The sequence below is a fragment of the Brevibacillus laterosporus genome (assembly GCA_007833815.1).
Classification (GTDB): Bacteria; Bacillota; Bacilli; order Brevibacillales; family Brevibacillaceae; genus Brevibacillus_B; species Brevibacillus_B laterosporus_D.
The window spans coordinates 54,512-71,723 of record CP033461.1 but is presented as its reverse complement, the minus strand read 5'-3'; the positions used below and the strand labels follow the sequence as shown (position 1 = coordinate 71,723).

Below are 17,212 nucleotides of genomic sequence, written 5' to 3'. Positions count from 1 at the left end.
TTATTTGAATTTATTAAACAACAATTAGAGTTAACCGATTAAGTTTTATTATTCAATTATTACGAGCGCGATAACGGAGTTGATGAGAGCTAACAGAGCAGTCCTCTTTCTCTATACGTTTCTCAATTTAAGGGCAGTAATGTTGAAGAAGAAAATGCTGGAAATATAAGTCGAGGAGCGATAATTTTGTATTTATACCATACAGTAATAGAACAAGATAGCGATATACATATAAATCCACAAAACGTTTTAAATGAAGGGTTAAATAATAGAACAGTAACGAGGCTGTACACAAATGGTGGTGATTTATATCCTGAAATTACAGAACGTTTCAGATCGATAAATTCACCAAAATGGATTGATTTTAAAATTGCATTTGGTGCAGAGTTGGTTCCACCAACCAAGCCCTATCTTAGATTTCCTACTTTTAGCGACAAGATATTAGTTTTCAATCAAGATATATCAAGTGATTTGTTCGCCTATATAGAAGATGAATATATGGAAGAGGAGACTGGCGGAGGATACTTTACGGAGGGACTAAATTTCGTCCGATAAATCAGCTAAATAATCAATAACTTCTTCATGACGATGCGAAAATAAAATGGCAAGAAGGGTATAGCGAATGGGTGCAGGGTGTGCACACAATTCTGTCACTGTCTCAGTAGCTGCACGAAGTCGATATTTCTTTACTAATTTCGGTGATGAAATAATCTTGAAGGAATGTGTAGATGCCGAATCGCTAACAATTTTTAACTTCCATTTCCATGGTGTTTACACTTGGTTTGCTGGGAGAAGATAAAAGTTGACGAAAAGTTAAAATATCTGATTCCTTTTCCTTATGAAACTCTTCTTCAAAATGCCTGACCTTTTAAATAGTCTGTATCGTGTGTAAAGTGAACTTGTTTGGTTAACCAATCTGTCAAAAAATCATTGTCCTTTGCCGTAAGTTCTTTAAAGCCGAAAAATTCCCTAATTTGATAAACGACTATTGAAGATAATTCGTGCGTACCTGCAAGCAGGGATAATGGTAAACGGTATCTGCCTTTCGGCGATTGAAGGAAGCCAAATTCGTATACATCCGAAATCCATATTGAAACTTAAAGAGAAAATTCGTGATGACGAATCCTCTTTGACCCAGCTCTTTTCGTTCTTACATAGAGAAATTCTTTGATAGAGTAAACCACGATATTTTAATGAGTCGTGTTGCTCGAACAAGTACCTGCCCAAGTTTAATGCTGTATTCCTTGGCTGTATAGGGCTTCGTCTTGTTATGCAGACTCGCCCGAATACAACAGCCTCAAATTGGATTCGTATACCTCCAGTGGAAACGGATAAGAACTCGATATAGAGAACTCCGTTCCCTTGGATTAAGTCATGAAAAGACAACTGAAATTGCAAACACCCGAAAGGTGCATGGCACACCACGAAAACTCCACAAATACACAAAGCCCTTGGCATTGCCTACTGGCAAAGAGAAGGGTTAAAGAGCTTAGTACAAAGATATTTAGAAATTCGTCAAGCTTGGTGAACCGCCGTATACCGAACGGTACGTACGGTGGTGTGAGAGGACGGGGGTTAGTCACCCCCTCCTACTCGATTGTGAAATTTTTGTGAGAGACGTAAATTATACATCCCCAGCAAAATGATAAAAAGAGAAATCATTAATAGTGTAACACAATGTAATCCTATTCTTTCATGAAAAAAGAGAAAAATTAATCAAGATCACGATCGCGATCCCGATCCCGGTCACAACAATCATGGCGTATTTTCTCAATGTTAATCCCATCTAAACTCGTATAGTTTAAATTTCCACGACGATTAATCCAATATAAAAAATCTTCATCTCCATCTTCTAAAAAACGAATAAACGTTCCTTCTCCATCGAGCCTATTTCCAGCTGAATATACACGAATACGGTCACCTTCACATAAATGATGAAATCTTCGTCTTGACATTATAATTCCTCCTTATTAATTTTTTTAGAACTACACTATGTTTTATGCAAAAGGGGTATTTTTTGATTGGACATTTTGATAATTGGGATATAAGGTACTTTGCTCTGCATCCTCAAAAGAGGGTGCTAAGAGCAAACAAAAAATATACTTCAGGCTGTCGAAACCCCCTCTACGAATTTCGCTGATTGAGTAGAAAAAATTTGACCTTCCAGAATCGTGAAGTGCACCCCTTAAAGTAGACATTGGAAAAACCCTCGAGGTTATCCGATGAACTTTAGGGGGTGTATTTTTATGGCAATCAAAGGACAGAAGTTTAGAAGTTATCCAGAATCACTTAAATTGGAAGCAGTACGATTGCATCTAAATGAAAAGTGGACTCACAAACAGATAGCTGAACACTTGGGAATTAACGATAAAGACCGTGTTAAAGTTTGGATGAGAAAATATAGAAAGCAGGGGGAATTCGGCTTGCTTGATCAACGTGGACGACGTGAGGTGTATCTTGACCAGGATCGATACGTTCATAAAATAGAGCGGGAGAATGAAATCCTAAAAAAGTGTTTGGAAATTTGGATGCGGGAGGGATAAGAAAGAAATATCGGATTGTGGAGAGCTTGTCTACAATGTATCCAATTACTGAGATTTGTATGGTGTTAGGTGTTTCGAGAAGTGGCTATTACAAGTACCTTTCCACTAGAAACTTGCATAGGGATAAGTCGATGAAGAAACGGATCAGAACGATCTATGAACAAAGGAAAGGGATATACGGATATCGTAGAATTCAAGCTGAACTGTTACGTCAATTTGGTTGTAGGGTTAATCATAAGAAAGTATTACGCATCATGCAGAATTTGGGACTCAAAGCCATCATTCGCCGTAAACGTGCCTATATGACTACCTATCAAGCAAAGGTATCGGATGGGTGTGTTGCAGATAATTTACTCAAACGTGATTTTACCGCTCAAGAGCCTAATCAAAAATGGGTAACTGACGTTACTCAATATCGAATCGGTGAGGAACGTAACTACCTTTCCGCAATCAAAGATTTATGCACGCATGAGATTATCGCTTATCACATCAGTACTCGAAATGACAATGCGCTTGTTCTAGAGACTTTTAGGAAAGCATTTGAAATGCAAAAAGACGTGACTGGTTTGATCGTTCACAGCGATCAAGGTTCCCAGTACACGTCCCACGCATACCACGACATGCTACTTATGGTTGGCGCCCAAATCAGCATGTCCCGACGGGGCAATTGCCTAGACAATGCCTCGATTGAAAGCTTCTTTTCTCATTTGAAAACCGAAGCCCTATATCCTTATGATATACGAGATCTTCAAGATGCTCAAAGGAGAATTGAAAATTACATTTATTTTTACAACGAAGAACGTCTTCAACTGAAGCTAAATAGACTGACGCCTAGTGAATTTAGGCGTCAGTTAGCGGCCTAACGGCCGGGGTTTTTCTTACTGTCTACAAAACGGGGTCTTGACCATCGTTTCTAAGGCGTTTTTCGATGGTGGGGAGCCATATTTGTACCCATAAAAACAGATGAAAAGCCCTCTTTTTTGGGACAGGGGGTGTGAAGTGCACCCCATGGTCGACATTCAGAACCATGCTGGAATACAAAGCAGCTTAGTATGGAAGAACAATTTCCATTGTGGGGAAACAAATTCCGTCTTCGCAGTTGTGTTCTGGTTGTGGATACCAAATTAAAGAGGTAAAGAATCTCAATTTACGTAATTGGACATGTCCGAACTGCGGCGTACAACATGATCGTGACAAAAACGCTGCCATCAATATTGAGCAAGAAGGACTTCGATTGTTGGCATAACCAGCTGAAATGTGGGACACAGGGATAGCTTGGTAAATTTCACTCCGTTAGGAGTGACTACCCAAGAATCCCCTGCCTTTAGGCATGGGGATTGTCAAAAGAAAAACCGGAATATAGGCGATAGCCTAATCCGATTTACAACATGAAACATAGGCTAATGGTAGAGTATAAATGATGGGAAAAGGAGGGGTTTTAAAAGAAATGAAGTCTTTGTATATGGAGTTATGTATAAGGGAGATTACATCTTTCAAAGTTTAGAGGTGATCGATTATGAGACAACATAGATCTTGTGAATGTAAAAATTGTAAAAAAAAGAATGAGAAGAATCATCTTTGTAAATATTTAAAACGTGGCGATTGTATATGTGTAAGTTCCTTTGGAGAACGGCTGCAAAAAACAGGGATTTTCTTACTTATTAAAGATTCATGTTTAATGTGGTTCGATGAAAAACATCAATTAAATCAAACAAGTTTACAAGGAATTCATATTGAAAAACGACCTTGAATTTGTTGTGATCCATTTTTTACAACTGCAACAAACATAACATATACAAAAGGTAGTAGGCTGACAATAGATGGAAGGACCATTTAAAAGTATAATCATCGAAATGAAACCCTACGTATGTATACATGTTGCAATGATTCTATGTATTTTTCAAACATGTAAAAAATAAGTATGTTATAAAAAATATACTTTCGTATATTTTTTGCGAAATCCCTAGAAAGTGTATGGTAAGAAGTCCCTAACTATTTTGTTGGGGACTTTTTGTTTATTCGTTCGTAAGACCTTCTTTCAAATTTTTGATATATACAGAATGGTTAAGTTCCGTACTAGGAATCCAATCACCAGATTCATGAGAGCCTACAAATTCATGATACATAGGAAGTAAGTATGATGATGATATTGTACGAGGTCGAATTGACGTAAAGGTATCCCTTTTTTGACCAATTAATAGTGCTCCTTGCATTAAAACGTCCTTAAACCCTTCATATTCTTCACTCCCCAACTTTTATAAAGTATATATTTGCTAAATAGATAGCGATTCCTGCTTATAAAAATAGAAGTATTAAGGTAAAGGAATAGATGGATAACAAAACGTCCTCAAAAAATAGAAAAAAGGGAACAAAAAATGTCCCACCTTTAGATTTTTTAAAATATGAATAAAAAAGCATATGGAACACGCCCCCTACATAAAGATATATGGAGTTTATTTTTCGAATGAATGCCGAAAGAAAACGAATAATTAGATAGGAGGTGCATGTAAAAAATGGATGAAATGTATACATTACAAGATCAATCGGATATAAATGTTTCTATGGATAGAATAAAAAAACATCAGGTCCCCTTTCAGTGTATGGTGTCGATTCCAACAGGTTTTCAAATACAAAAACCGAATACGGCTAAACTTGTCTACGATGTAAGTCGCTTATCCATGGCAAAAGAGAGTTGTAAAAGATTGATTGACGTAGATGATTGTGGGGAAGTAGAGATTGATCTTCATGTATTAAAAATCAAAGGTTGTTTGTCTTATATGGTGAATGTTTCTCTAGAACCAATTATTGTGGAAAACTTATATACAAATAGTGGAAGAGATACGTCTATTTCTGTAAGTTGTCAGGAAACGGTATATGTAGATCATGTTTTGAAATATAGTGTAGATCAATTACCTTATTATGTGATTGATGGTCAACACATTCAGGTACGCGATTTACATATCAGATTAATGGAAGAAAATCCACAGACCGCTCATATATCAGGGTTTTTCTATTTCGATTACAGATAGTAATCATGTTAACCCTATTTATTTTGTAAACAAATACATCTTCTTTTTCAAACGGATACAACTGTGATTGAAGGATAATTAGGATGTAAAATTTTGACACAAGATCTAAAAGGAGTATTACAATGCAAAAAGAATAATAAGATACAAAGGAATAGAAAAAGCTTATAAATCACAGGTTTAATGAGAAAAGAGCGTTATTTTTAACACGAATGAATGTAGGGGTCCTACCAACAAAATATCTTTTTCCTGACGCTACCCCTTTATAGACAAAAATATCTTGATTGTCCCACTAAGTCTAATAAAAAAGATAATAAGTGATGATAATTAGATTAACCCCTGATTTAGAAATCAAGGGTTTAATTTTTTATATATAATAATCAGAGTTCTGCTTTCAAACAGACTCACAATTCTGATGATCTTTTGATTTATACATTGGTTCCTCTTTTAGTTCTGCCTCTCAGTTGATTATACACCTAATGATAAAAATAAAAGCCCTGAATCAGAAATTCAAGGCCCACATCGTTCATTTGATATAGTTTATGTATTTAAGAGTGAGATTATGATTTTATCCCATGTTCGTTAGAATGTTTTCTGGCTCTATTTCTATAACTTCTGATAAAAATTGTGTTTCCACTTTCGTAGAAATTTCTCAGTAGCAGGCATCTTTATATGGCTTTATTTAGTGGTGGTTATGCCATGCCAATCCAAAGTACGTTACTAACCGAGCTCTTTTAGCAGAGCGAGCAACGGCGATTGGCTTCTTATTTTATTCGTTATATTGGTATGGCAGTAGGAACGATTATTGGTAGCTTATTGTATCAAGATGGACGGTTGGCTTTGACATTTGGAGTAGGAGCGATCGGGATACGTGAAAAGCAATTTTTGCAATGGAGAAGGCTAAAAATAGCCACTATCACGTCCGAGATTCGCATAAATGAACGAAAAGGACTCATTTTCTAGTAAGGAGTGTCCTAGAGCTAAGATATTGTATCCAACAGGAAATGAGCCATTCCATCATTTTAAAATGTCTTAATTATTGTACGGAACTAAGATTTTTAAGTGAAGTAAATATAGCTCTTCCTGAAGCAAGTGTGCTACCACTGACCATATTAACGATGAGGTTATATATTCATCTATTGGTAGTCTTATTATCCAATATAGACATAAATCCGTTTAAGCAATCTAAGAATCCCTTCTTATATGCTGCCTCCTGAGCTTCACATAAACTTTCGATATATGTATCATCTAAACGGTTAAGCAGATTATCTTTATGATCAAGTTTGATCTTTAATTCTGCCATGATCTCAACGATTGTTTGTTCTTTATCCTGGTACTCAGATGAAATAAATTGATCTTCTAATACATTACTTAACGTATAGAATCGCATTACACACTCCTGGATATCTGTATATAAACTATGTTCTTCAATACTTTGAACTGCCATTTTACTTCCTCCTAAGTATAAAAATCTACTTTCCCAAAATTTTAAGCGAAGGGAATCGCTGCCTAACGAAATAAATTCCTTTTGGTATTAGGCGGACCAAAGAGAAATAAAAAAAAGACGGGCATCCCATTAAAAATGAGAAATCGTCTTTTCATTGTCTGGATACCCCAGACATTATTATAAGTAAAAGTAATACAAAGCAAATGAACTAATTGAATCTAGGAAAGTTAGTATTATTAAATGATTAGTTCATACGTTTGTATGATTCCAAAATAATTCTATGTCTGATACTAAAATATCAGTTCAACTTACATCGAACCTTACTGCTAACGGGAGTAAAGTTAGTTATAAGCATGAGTCTGACGTGTTTCCACGTGCAGTTATACCGTTTGACCCTGCCAATTACGGTATGCCTTAGATTGTTAAGGACTTTTATTTAAAAAGATTATACCATCTGATATGTTGTAATGCACCCTGTTTTTTGATTATTTTTTCTCTTTTTTGTCCAAGCTATGGATATATAAAGAGAGGAGATGATTATAAATGAGTGATAGTAAAAAGAAAATAGTCGATTTGCACTCAGTAGCTAGAGAATATAAGCCGGATAGTTTAGAAAAAAGACTTAGAAATTTTGACGAAAAAATAAAAAGACAGGATAAAAGTATTATTGACAGAGTTAATAATATTTTGAAGGACAAAAAAGGACAAAAAAAAACAGAGAATAGCTAATCTACTATTCCCTGGTTTTCTTATGCTGTTACATATTTTGAACACGGCTTAGTAATGCCGCGACTCTTTTTTGTGTTTCCCTATCATATTCTTCCATCTTGAGTGTATGAGATACTATAGAATCCCTTAATGTTCTATGTTCATATCTCATAGCTACTGGTTTTTGAGGTAATACTGCGCTTTTGGCCACGATAACCTCCCCTTTCAGTCATTTGCAATTTGTGTAGACTGATTCAGAGTGCCCTGTGAATAGAGTAAACGACAATGTGCTTGTACCAATTCTACCATTGTCTTTGTATCAATTATAGCATCTCCAAAAAATAATTCTAGTGCCTGTTGATCATTTTGATAAATATGAAAGTTAATTACCCAAATATCACTATTAGATAATGGAATCTTAAAAGATAAAATACTACTTCCACTATCAACTCGCTCATAAACATAGTCATCTTCATGCGATAAAACTTTTACTGAAGCATAATGTTGGTGTTCTGCTAAAGAAATCTCCGTTTTGCTGTTTCCTCCTGTTTTTACATCAGCTAACCTAACGAGTCTATCTTTTCTTAGCTCATACAATGTGAAAGGACAGAAGAAATCTATATCATATACCGAAAAGCAACGATTGTTATACCGAGATATCGAGGTTTTGACCTTATCTATGAGTTTATTAAGGAAAATGACTTGTTCTTTTAACTTATTAATATCTTCATTCTTAACATTTATGGTCCGATAAAGTTCCTTCCCCAAGTCGTCAATAGTAGTTTTTAAAAGTTCACTTTTTTCTTTTAGCGTCCCTATCTCATTTTCTTTGTTTCTTAAAATATCTGAAATGTTACCTCCGTTTGCAGAATTTAATTTGCTTTTTATTCCTGCAAAAGTAAATGAGTTTCCTTCATGGAGAAATGGAAGGAATGCTTCATATTCATCCTTTCTTAGCATCTTATATACTCTGATATCGAAATACGGATTAAATGGTTTAGCCATATGTAAAAAGGATAATGTAGCTGTGATTAGCACCCAAACTATGAGAGTTATAAAGATTAGAGTTGTATTCGTTATAACGTCTTCTTGAAAGCCGGTTATTATCGAAATATCTTTACTCCAAATTATAATTTTATTATAAGGACCTTCCCAACCAAAAAAGGAAAGAGCACCTATACCAATTGATGAGGATACAAGAGGAGTAATATTGAATTTCTTGTCTTTTAAGAATGCAAAGACTCCCTTATATTGAGCAAAGGTAGCCTTACACAGCTTTGACCAAATACTTGTTAACCTGGATTCTACATAGCTTTGTTGTAATCTCTGTAATAAAGGGTCCACATGACCTATAAGACTCTCTAAATCATGATAATCTTTATCTTTCATTGTAATAATTCCCCCCTTATTTTAAACAAATGGACGTATATATTTCTTGTGAAGATAATCTTATTATAGAAAAAGGGGAACATAATATATGCCCCCCCTTTGCTTCACGTAGATCTAATTTGAATTACATCTCTAGATGATGCGAAACCTAGATTTAGTCTTCCTCTGGCATCATGATAGTAAACACTGGCTCCATGTTGTCTCCAGGTAAGCAAACTGCCTTTAGTGTAGTGACTTTAGATTCGCCATTCTTGAAAATATAAAGAGAATAGAGAAGCTCCTGAGTATTATAATTTTCTTTGTCTACCCTATTAATTCCTGTCGTTAGAGCCGTGTAAAGCATGTGTATGACATCCCATAAGCAACCAGTCTCATCAACACCTGCTCTTTTGGCAGAATCGTCTGGTGTAATAACTAAATTCCAAACCTGTTTAGTAATTGAAACAGGAATTTTGAACCCTCTCTCTTGTGCTAAATTAGAGACATCTATTAATAATCCATCCTCTAATGCTTGCTTCCTAGTATACCTAGAAATTATATTAAATTCCAAATAATTTTCTATAGGTTTTTTCATTTTTATCATCCTTTTCTTATTTGATTGGTTTTGAAAGAGTTAATACCCTTAAACCTTGATGGCTAGTAATTTTTCAAATGCTAAAAGCCCTTTTCATGACTGCTTCATCATAAATGTCTGAAGCTAAAATGATCTCATCTGAAAAAGATTGAATGGTTTGTGTGTTATTATTTTTCAACAAGATAGATAAAACTTGAAAGTCTTTCTCTTTTTTCTTTTCATTAAATGACGTGATGAATGATTCCGACAGGTTATCTTCACCATCAGTTACAAAAATTATGTCTGATTTGGAGAATCGATCTTTATCAAGAATCTGCAATGACTTTTCTAGTGGTAATTCAAAATTTGTACCACCGCCCAGAAAAGAAGTCGCTAAAGTGATTAATTCATGGGCAGTAATTTTTCCCTTTTTATAAATATTGGTTTGAATTTTTTTGGAAAATTTAATGAGTGCAAAATCTCTTCTTTGCTTTTTTGCAATCATCAATAGGGACAGCACAAATCCCTTAGCTTGTTCGTCAAGAGTTTTCATAGAACCAGACTCATCTAAGCAAAGAATAATTGGTCCCTTTCCTAACGATTCTTTTCCATTTACAGCGTATTGTAAGACCTCTCCTTCAGCAAAACGCTTCATAAAATCAACTTTAGAAGCTGAATTGAGATATAAAGCTAGTTCAGAAGGTAAAATTAGCTCAAGACTATTCCCAGTGGTAATCCCCGATCGTTCAAATGAGTCAGTATGCTTAGAACGTTGCTTCTTTCTGGCAATACTTTTAAATCTACCTGCCCAAAGAGCAATATCCCTAAGTTTTTTATTTTTTTTGAGTAGCTCTGCAAGCAACAATTGATCCTTTAATGGAATTGTTTTTAAATCTGAATCTTGCTTGCCAGCTTGTGAACCACTGAATAAAGAACTTACTTCATTTTTGAGATCATGAGTTTCATTTATGGCCATCTCCACGTAGGATTTCATGGAAGCAGTATTCTGTAATCCCATTAGTGCTTGTTCGATAAGGTTTTTTACCTGATTATCTTTCTCTGACATCGCTGCTTTGAGGTCTTTTAAAGTCTCATGATCGTCTGGCTGTAATTGCTCTTGGCCTTTTTCTGAGATTTTTTTAATTTTATTTTCTAAATCTATTATTTGCTTCTGATTATTAGAGGCTTGTTCTAATGCCTGTTTTGTATCGATATCTACCTTTTCTTCAAACCATCTTATGGATTGTTCACTAAAGTTAATTGTTCCAATGGCAGAGGTAAGATCATCAAGTCTAGAATACGAACGGAAGGATTCGAATGATTCTTCTTGAAAGACTCTTTGAATTATTTCTTGGTTGATTAAGAGGGAAGGGTCAACTTTATCTGCAAGGACAGGAGTTAACTTAAATAATCCTGCCCATATGTCCCCCATTAGGGATAAAAAAGAGGGCAAATAATTTGCCCCTGCGGTCTCTAAAATTTTCATTTTATTCGACATCTGAAAGATCTCTTTAAATCTTCTTTTGTCATAACTATCAGTGTTTAAAACAGATTTGTACATTTTATCATCCTCCTAAATTCCAATGGCAGCTTCAGCCACTTTTGAAAGAGCTATTTTTACTTTTTTCTCTACTTCTTCGCATTCATTAACTCGAGCTGGATATTGAGGTTTTAATAGAGAAATTGAATGTAGAATGTCTTTCATTTTTTTTGTGGCTTCTAGAGCCGATTCAGCTGTTTGTTGTTTTCTCACGATTTCAAACTGTTCGTTAGCATCGTTGAAATATTGATCTAATTGAAATTTAAGTTTGTCTGTACAAAATTCTTTAACTATGACTTTAACTTTTTCCGATTGGTCAACAGTTTCCCATAAGGAATGAGATAAAACCGCCAAATCTGAGTATTCAACGGTGTTTCTTTGTTTAAGGAAGGCATTAGCACGAATGATGTTAAGGGATTGTTTAAAGCGTCTATCTGAGGGTCTGATACCTTCATCTTTGAGCTTATTTCTTATTTGTAATAAAACTTCCAGAACAGAATTTGGAATATTTACCATGGCAGTATAGAGCTGAAGTTCTGTAATTTCATTTATTGATAGGGGCATTGGTGACTTAGGAGATATTCCTTTTAGCATACTGATAAAATGATTGTCTTCTCCGATGTAGTCGACGTGATACCTCAAAAGAAAGCGATCAAAAAGTGCCTCTAAGTTTTCTCCGTCTTCAGGATATTCATTACTTGCTCCAACGACAGTCATAAGAGGAGAAGTGATTGGCTGCCCATCGTTATAGAAGATACGCTCATTAATAAGAGTTAGCATAGCGTTTAAGATGGCTGAATTACTTTTAAAAATCTCATCAATAAAAGCTATATGACTCTCAGGCAATTTATTTAGTGTATTTCGCTTATAGATTCCTTTTTCTAACCCTTGAAGTGATACTGGTCCAAACAATTCCTCTGGCGTACTGAAACGAGAAAGCAACCACTGAAAGTAGTTGCCTCCTGTAATATGTTTGGCTAGTTCAGAAACTAGATTAGACTTTGCAGTACCAGGAGGGCCAACAAGTAAAACGTGTTGTTTCGCAAGTATTGCTAATAGTATACCTTCAACAATTTCCTCTCTTTCTACAAATTTATAAGAAAGATAATCTCTTAAGTCATTAATTTTTTGGATGGCATTCACTATAATTCCTCCTTAGTTCTAGAACACTATTTGTTTTTTATTAGTTGATACTTTCAGCATCTGCCCATTTTGTAGATAATATTGAATGTGGGCTTAGGGCTTCTTGATTTCCTAAATTATTCGGAATGTATGGATACAACAAAGCAGCAATAGCTTCCAATCTCTCTTGGATTGATTCTCGACATTCAAGTAATTCATCGACTGAAAGATCGTCGAATTTGGCTAGTATTTCATCTACTTGCAGCCAAATTTGTTTTAAATCATTTTCCAGAATTAGTGGAATAATAAAAGGAGCCATCATGAAACATTTACCCTCTTTCTTGAGTGATTTTTGATTTTTCATTTTAATCATCCTTTCAAAGATAATGAATTCTAGTGTTTGAACTACTCGATTTTGTTCAATAACAAACCGACTTGTTGTTTAATGAGTTCAATGTAAGTTTGCATATTTTCAACTTCATCTGATAGGAGTGCTTCATATTCTTTAAAGTCATTAACAGCATTTTTTGCTCCTGCTATAAGGGCTTTTACTTTAGCTTTCGGTGCATTTTCCTTAAGTGAGCTGTGACACCCCCCATAAATGCCTTTGAGATGAGCTAAGAGATTTTCGCGAACCATATCACGACTTTCAGCATCGTTAATTACTTTAATAGAGTGAGAGAATCCATTATCCAGTCCTTGTATGAAATGGCATAAGGATTTAAGTGTAGATTCAAAGCGAATCGGAATGAAATAGATTCCACCAGAAGGCTTTACTGAAATAGGAGCCATGCTATTGTGGATACGATGTATCATCCCTCGCACCATTTGAGAATTATAATGCGTTTTATATAATTCAAATAATCTTATGGCTTCCTTTGCGATTTCTTCAGCATTTTTACTGAGGACTTGAACGTCAATAGTTCCTTGTTCTTTATCAAGGGTTAAAATGGCTGACTCAGGATTGTACTCTAGCCTTTTACCTGCACGATCTACTGTTTCCATTACAATATTTCTCTGAACAAATGTTGCATCATATGCTACTTCTCGGATTAGATAATTGTAGTGCTTACCTTCCTGATCTGATACTTTTCTACATTCTACAGCTGAAGTGGCACGTCTAAATGCATCTGGAAGACGTATTACTGGTGGTAGCCAACGTTCATCAAGACCAGAATTTAATAAACCTTGTCGAAGATCTTCTCGGCTATACATTTGTTCAGCTAAAGAGTACCAAGTAAGGTGGCCGATAACTGGGATATTATTACCATTACCTTGAATCGCAGTAATTTTTTCTATGTTGAAACTAGACATTTCAATCATCCTCTCAATTTTTAATACAAAAAAACACATTCTACTCATATCAGTGTTGAGTAGATGTGTCTTTTAGACATCTTTAGAGTTCTTTTGAATCTAAAAAGAAAATTTAATTCATTAACGTTGTGAAATCTAATGTTCACTCCTCTTTTTGATTTATAAAATAAAAAAAGCTATCCTAGGCTGCTCAATAATATCCGAGCAATAGGATAGCTTCATTATTTATTATGAAATAGTAATCTTGGACATAGCTTCGCTAGGGTCCAGTAAAATCCTCTACTGATTTACGCACATCAGTTTTGGAAAGTTCATACCGCGTGGTGGGTATGTCTTGTCTTAACTTCACTCTCAAAGGAGTCGTTAAGGGTAGGGTCTGATTAAATAATCAGTTGGGCTATTCTCTTCTCTAGGCTACTATGAGAGCGTAGGAAGTCTATAAGCATAAGTCTGATGTGTTTCCACATTCAGTTATACCGTTTGACTCTGCCAATTACGGTATGCCTCTTTTGAGTTCTTTAGAAAATGTTCTTTTTTCCAAAAAATTTGAGGACTTATTCACATTTTTAGTTTAGCAAAATGCATGTTTATTTACAAGGAAAACAGTTTCATTATATCTATTCTAGATTAATGGTTGGGGTGTATTTTAACTTATTCTTCAAAAGAAAAAAATGAAGAATAGTCTTCTTTAGATAATGCTCCCACTACTTTTCTAAACTCATTACCATCCTTAAAATGAATAACAGTAGGGGTTCCTTCTACTTTATATAAATTCCAACCCTCTTTATTATTACTCAAATCAATTTTGGTGAAGGGTGTCTTTAAGATTTCACCTAGTGGTAATAAATATGGTTCTACTTCTTGACAGAAGGAACATGATGGCTGGTAGAAATATACATATAACTCTTTTTCTATTGAAATACGTTTTTTAAGTGATTCAATATTTTCTATCTGATTACCATTGATTGGAGAGACCGCGTTTTTTGGTTGGGATTGACATCCTGATGAAATCATTATCGCTATTAAAACGAAAAGAATTGCAGTTATTTTTATGAGTTTCATGTTACTTTCCTTCTTTCATATAGTTTTTGGTATGAAAAAAAGCCATTTCCTTAGAAAAGGAAATAGCCTTTTATAACAAGTAATCGTTATTTGATTCCAATGATATTTATTATCTTGGTCTGTCCAGTCTAATAGTACCGAAAACAGACTATTATCCTATAGTATTCCAGACATTGGTACTAACTCACGAAGCTCTTTCTCTATTGTTCCAGTTTGGTGGCTTATTTGTGGCCTTGCTGGGATTAGTCGTGACAATAGTCGTTGCCTTGACCAAAAAAAGTAAGATCGCCATTGAGCCCGCAAAAGCTTGACGATCTTACTTCGTGACCTGAGCCAGCCCCATTGAGAGACAGCTTATTGTACAAACCGTAGGTGTTACCAGCACCTGCGGTTTTTTTATTATAGGCAGTAATGATACGATATAATGCATACATCTTATAGTCCTTATAATACCACAATAAGTGAATCGATAAAATAAATAGTTCAATGTTTAGTTTTATTTTGAAAGAACAAAGGCTCCCCATAAGGGGAGGCCTGTTTCTTTTAGTTAATTTTTTCAGCACGCATATATTGTTTTTTTGCATGAAAAAAAGTTACATGGTTTGAAATTGTTTTTTCACTAAATAATTCATTTAAATATCCTGCTACTACCATTGCGGCACAGCGATTGGTAAACAAGCGCTGCGGCTCATTAACAACTATATTAGAGCAGGCAATTTCGGATGGAGCTATTTCATCCTGGTCTTCGAGGATATCAGGGAAGCGATTAGCCACCGGATCTAGGAGTATTTCCCCTTTCTCTTTTAGACCTATAACCACTTGTCCTCCCCATCCAGTGTTTCTATGTTTCTCAATTTCTTTTTCGGACCATTCTGGCTCTTTACGGCCATCTTGAGGGACCCAAGCACTTTCTACCCCAACGTCTATATACAGTAAACTTTCCTGTTTTAAAAAATACTCATGCATAATTTTACGCGTATAATTGTTGTCTACTGCTCCAATTAAAATGGGTAGAAATTTCTTATTCCATCTATAACAATTTGTATAATCAGTATGCTGAAATAAACTATGCAACGCTCTTTCATCCTCAATATATTTTTGATCATATGAGGCGATTGGAAGGTTGTAATGACTGCTATAGCGTTTTGCTAAAATGGAAGCTTTTGTTCTGCCAACATCTTTAGGAATAAAGAGTTGATTGTTTAAATTTTTATGCTCCACGATATCAGGGTCCGCAACGATGTATCTACCATCACAATTAAAAATATTCATCATTTGGGCGCATTGTTGTAGAATGTAAGACCCATTTCCACCACACCCAATTTGAACAAGATAAAAAAAAACTTCTCTTTCTTTTCCAATTGTTATCATCTAGTTTAGCTCCTTATGAATGGTAATTTGCTTAAATTCATATGACTGATTGAGCTGAAAAGGAGTGTCAAAAACATTATTAGGATCAAGTTCTAGGTATTCATTGTTTAAGCAAGTCCTGACCTTTATTTGAGGAAAATAATCTGTGACTCTTCCTATAACCGCATATAGAATTGGTGCTTTTTCTGATTCATCATCTTGACTAGAGAAGTAGGCATCCATGAAGTTATGACTATGAATTTCCATAACTTTAATCTCGTCCTCTTCTGGAATAAGATTTGTTGTTTCAGGCTCAACAAGTTGACTACTTACTCTTTGTTTAGGAATGGAGAGTTTATAATCTATCCCGTTCCAAAGTATTTCTGCATGTACTTCTGTACCATATTTTGATGCGTAATAACGAGAGATTTTGATAAACTCAGTAATAATATCCCAATTAATTTTTGGAGCTTTTAATCGTACTCCTTCTTTTATTGAAGAAAGAGAAGGGACTGCTCTAGTACGTTTACATATGGATAAATGTTCAGTGTCCCGAATGTGATATATGTTTCCATCAGATGATGGTATATACATATTGCTACGTTTGTTATCAGCTGCGTCGCTAAGAGATAGATAAATACCGTGTCTTTTTTTCAGAATCATGCCTTTTTTACGAGCCTGAAGGACTGGGACAATAAGATTTTTTTCTTTGATAAAACTCATTGATGTTAAATCCTCTGTTAGTTCAGCAAAATCATTTTCAAGTCTTCTTCTAATATCATCAACAGTTATAGCTTTATATGTTGGAGTTTGGGGATCTGCTTCCGTATTACTTTCTAACAAGGTTCCTATTGAAATTTCGTCAGCTGTAAAATAATCCGTAAGGGGAATAGTTTCTCCTCCATAACGTATGCTAGTTTCTGTGTTTACTTGAAAGATTTCTTCTGGTTTAGGAGTAGGTTTAGTTTTATTGCTTGTATTACTCGCTACTTTCTTACTTTTTTTCGGACTAGTAATTTCAACTGTCTCTGGTTCCTCTTCTCCTAAAAAACTAAAAATAGTCTCCTGAAGCATCTTATATTGGGCCATTTCAATCATCCTTTCAATTCTTAAGGTTATTTAAATAAAAAAAGACCTTACCAGTGGTAAACGTCTTTG

The 17,212-nt window shown here is 34.9% G+C and carries 17 protein-coding genes and 5 pseudogenes; 9 read left to right on the top strand and 13 right to left on the bottom strand.

Going from position 1 to position 17,212, the window contains the following annotated elements; all coding sequences use genetic code 11:
- The first annotated feature begins 186 nt into the window (after positions 1–186).
- Positions 187–540: pseudogene (locus EEL30_00415) on the top strand (hypothetical protein).
- Here the strand turns inward: EEL30_00415 and EEL30_00410 are convergent.
- Positions 541–974 (bottom strand): annotated as a pseudogene (locus EEL30_00410) (Tn3 family transposase).
- 345 nt (positions 975–1,319) lie between these two features.
- Between EEL30_00410 and EEL30_00405 the strand changes: the two are divergent.
- Positions 1,320–1,528, top strand: a pseudogene (locus tag EEL30_00405) (hypothetical protein).
- A gap of 184 nt (positions 1,529–1,712) precedes the next feature.
- Here EEL30_00405 and EEL30_00400 read toward each other — a convergent pair.
- A complete protein-coding gene (locus EEL30_00400) occupies positions 1,713–1,955 on the bottom strand; it encodes a hypothetical protein (GenBank protein QDX90976.1) in 243 nt (80 codons plus the stop codon).
- Between the two features lie 291 nt (positions 1,956–2,246).
- Between EEL30_00400 and EEL30_00395 the strand changes: the two genes are divergently transcribed.
- The 4 genes and pseudogenes from EEL30_00395 to EEL30_00380 all read left to right on the top strand — a co-directional run bounded on the left by EEL30_00395 (position 2,247) and on the right by EEL30_00380 (position 4,293).
- Positions 2,247–2,543, top strand: coding sequence for a transposase (locus tag EEL30_00395; protein ID QDX90975.1), 297 nt, complete (start codon positions 2,247–2,249; stop codon positions 2,541–2,543).
- A gap of 35 nt (positions 2,544–2,578) precedes the next feature.
- The gene (locus EEL30_00390; GenBank protein QDX90974.1) at positions 2,579–3,406 is read left to right on the top strand and encodes an IS3 family transposase; all 828 of its coding nucleotides are present in this window, start codon (positions 2,579–2,581) and stop codon (positions 3,404–3,406) included.
- 146 nt (positions 3,407–3,552) lie between these two features.
- Positions 3,553–3,789 (top strand): annotated as a pseudogene (locus EEL30_00385) (transposase).
- Between the two features lie 270 nt (positions 3,790–4,059).
- Positions 4,060–4,293, top strand: coding sequence for a hypothetical protein (locus EEL30_00380; GenBank protein QDX90973.1), 234 nt, complete (start codon positions 4,060–4,062; stop codon positions 4,291–4,293).
- 265 nt (positions 4,294–4,558) lie between these two features.
- On the opposite strand, the gene EEL30_00375 is transcribed toward EEL30_00380, so the two are convergent.
- Positions 4,559–4,756, bottom strand: a complete 198-nt coding sequence (locus tag EEL30_00375) for a hypothetical protein (protein QDX90972.1) — start codon at positions 4,754–4,756, stop codon at positions 4,559–4,561.
- A 300-nt stretch (positions 4,757–5,056) separates the two neighbouring features.
- Here EEL30_00375 and EEL30_00370 point away from each other — a divergent pair, with 300 nt between their 5' ends.
- A complete protein-coding gene (locus EEL30_00370; GenBank protein QDX90971.1) occupies positions 5,057–5,572 on the top strand; it encodes a hypothetical protein in 516 nt (171 codons plus the stop codon).
- Positions 5,573–6,250: 678 nt separating this feature from the next.
- A pseudogene (locus EEL30_00365) lies at positions 6,251–6,436 on the top strand (MFS transporter).
- Between the two features lie 265 nt (positions 6,437–6,701).
- On the opposite strand, the gene EEL30_00360 reads toward EEL30_00365, so the two are convergent.
- On the bottom strand, positions 6,702–7,016 hold the full coding sequence (locus tag EEL30_00360; GenBank protein QDX90970.1) for a hypothetical protein: 315 nt from the start codon (positions 7,014–7,016) through the stop codon (positions 6,702–6,704).
- A 543-nt stretch (positions 7,017–7,559) separates the two neighbouring features.
- Here EEL30_00360 and EEL30_00355 point away from each other — a divergent pair.
- A complete protein-coding gene (locus tag EEL30_00355) occupies positions 7,560–7,745 on the top strand; it encodes a hypothetical protein (GenBank protein ID QDX90969.1) in 186 nt (61 codons plus the stop codon).
- A 204-nt stretch (positions 7,746–7,949) separates the two neighbouring features.
- Here EEL30_00355 and EEL30_00350 read toward each other — a convergent pair whose 3' ends face one another.
- The 9 genes from EEL30_00350 to EEL30_00310 form a co-directional block, all read right to left on the bottom strand.
- Positions 7,950–9,113 carry a hypothetical protein gene (locus EEL30_00350; GenBank protein QDX90968.1) on the bottom strand — a complete coding sequence of 388 codons (1,164 nt, stop codon included), beginning with the start codon at positions 9,111–9,113 and terminating at the stop codon, positions 7,950–7,952.
- A gap of 154 nt (positions 9,114–9,267) precedes the next feature.
- Positions 9,268–9,687: a hypothetical protein gene (locus EEL30_00345; protein QDX90967.1), complete on the bottom strand. Its 420-nt coding sequence runs from the start codon at positions 9,685–9,687 to the stop codon at positions 9,268–9,270.
- Between the two features lie 73 nt (positions 9,688–9,760).
- Positions 9,761–11,227 (bottom strand): VWA domain-containing protein, encoded by a 1,467-nt coding sequence (locus tag EEL30_00340; protein ID QDX90966.1) that lies wholly within the window; start codon positions 11,225–11,227, stop codon positions 9,761–9,763.
- A 12-nt stretch (positions 11,228–11,239) separates the two neighbouring features.
- The gene (locus tag EEL30_00335; protein ID QDX90965.1) at positions 11,240–12,352 is read right to left on the bottom strand and encodes an AAA family ATPase; all 1,113 of its coding nucleotides are present in this window, start codon (positions 12,350–12,352) and stop codon (positions 11,240–11,242) included.
- 37 nt (positions 12,353–12,389) lie between these two features.
- Complete coding sequence (locus tag EEL30_00330) at positions 12,390–12,692, bottom strand: hypothetical protein (protein QDX90964.1); 303 nt, start codon at positions 12,690–12,692, stop codon at positions 12,390–12,392.
- A 41-nt stretch (positions 12,693–12,733) separates the two neighbouring features.
- The gene (locus tag EEL30_00325) at positions 12,734–13,642 is read right to left on the bottom strand and encodes a hypothetical protein (GenBank protein QDX90963.1); all 909 of its coding nucleotides are present in this window, start codon (positions 13,640–13,642) and stop codon (positions 12,734–12,736) included.
- Positions 13,643–14,293: 651 nt separating this feature from the next.
- On the bottom strand, positions 14,294–14,704 hold the full coding sequence (locus EEL30_00320) for a thioredoxin (GenBank protein QDX90962.1): 411 nt from the start codon (positions 14,702–14,704) through the stop codon (positions 14,294–14,296).
- 543 nt (positions 14,705–15,247) lie between these two features.
- On the bottom strand, positions 15,248–16,075 hold the full coding sequence (locus tag EEL30_00315) for a thiamine biosynthesis protein ThiF (GenBank protein ID QDX90961.1): 828 nt from the start codon (positions 16,073–16,075) through the stop codon (positions 15,248–15,250).
- Positions 16,076–17,143, bottom strand: coding sequence for a hypothetical protein (locus EEL30_00310; protein ID QDX90960.1), 1,068 nt, complete (start codon positions 17,141–17,143; stop codon positions 16,076–16,078).
- Positions 17,144–17,212: the final 69 nt, after the last annotated feature.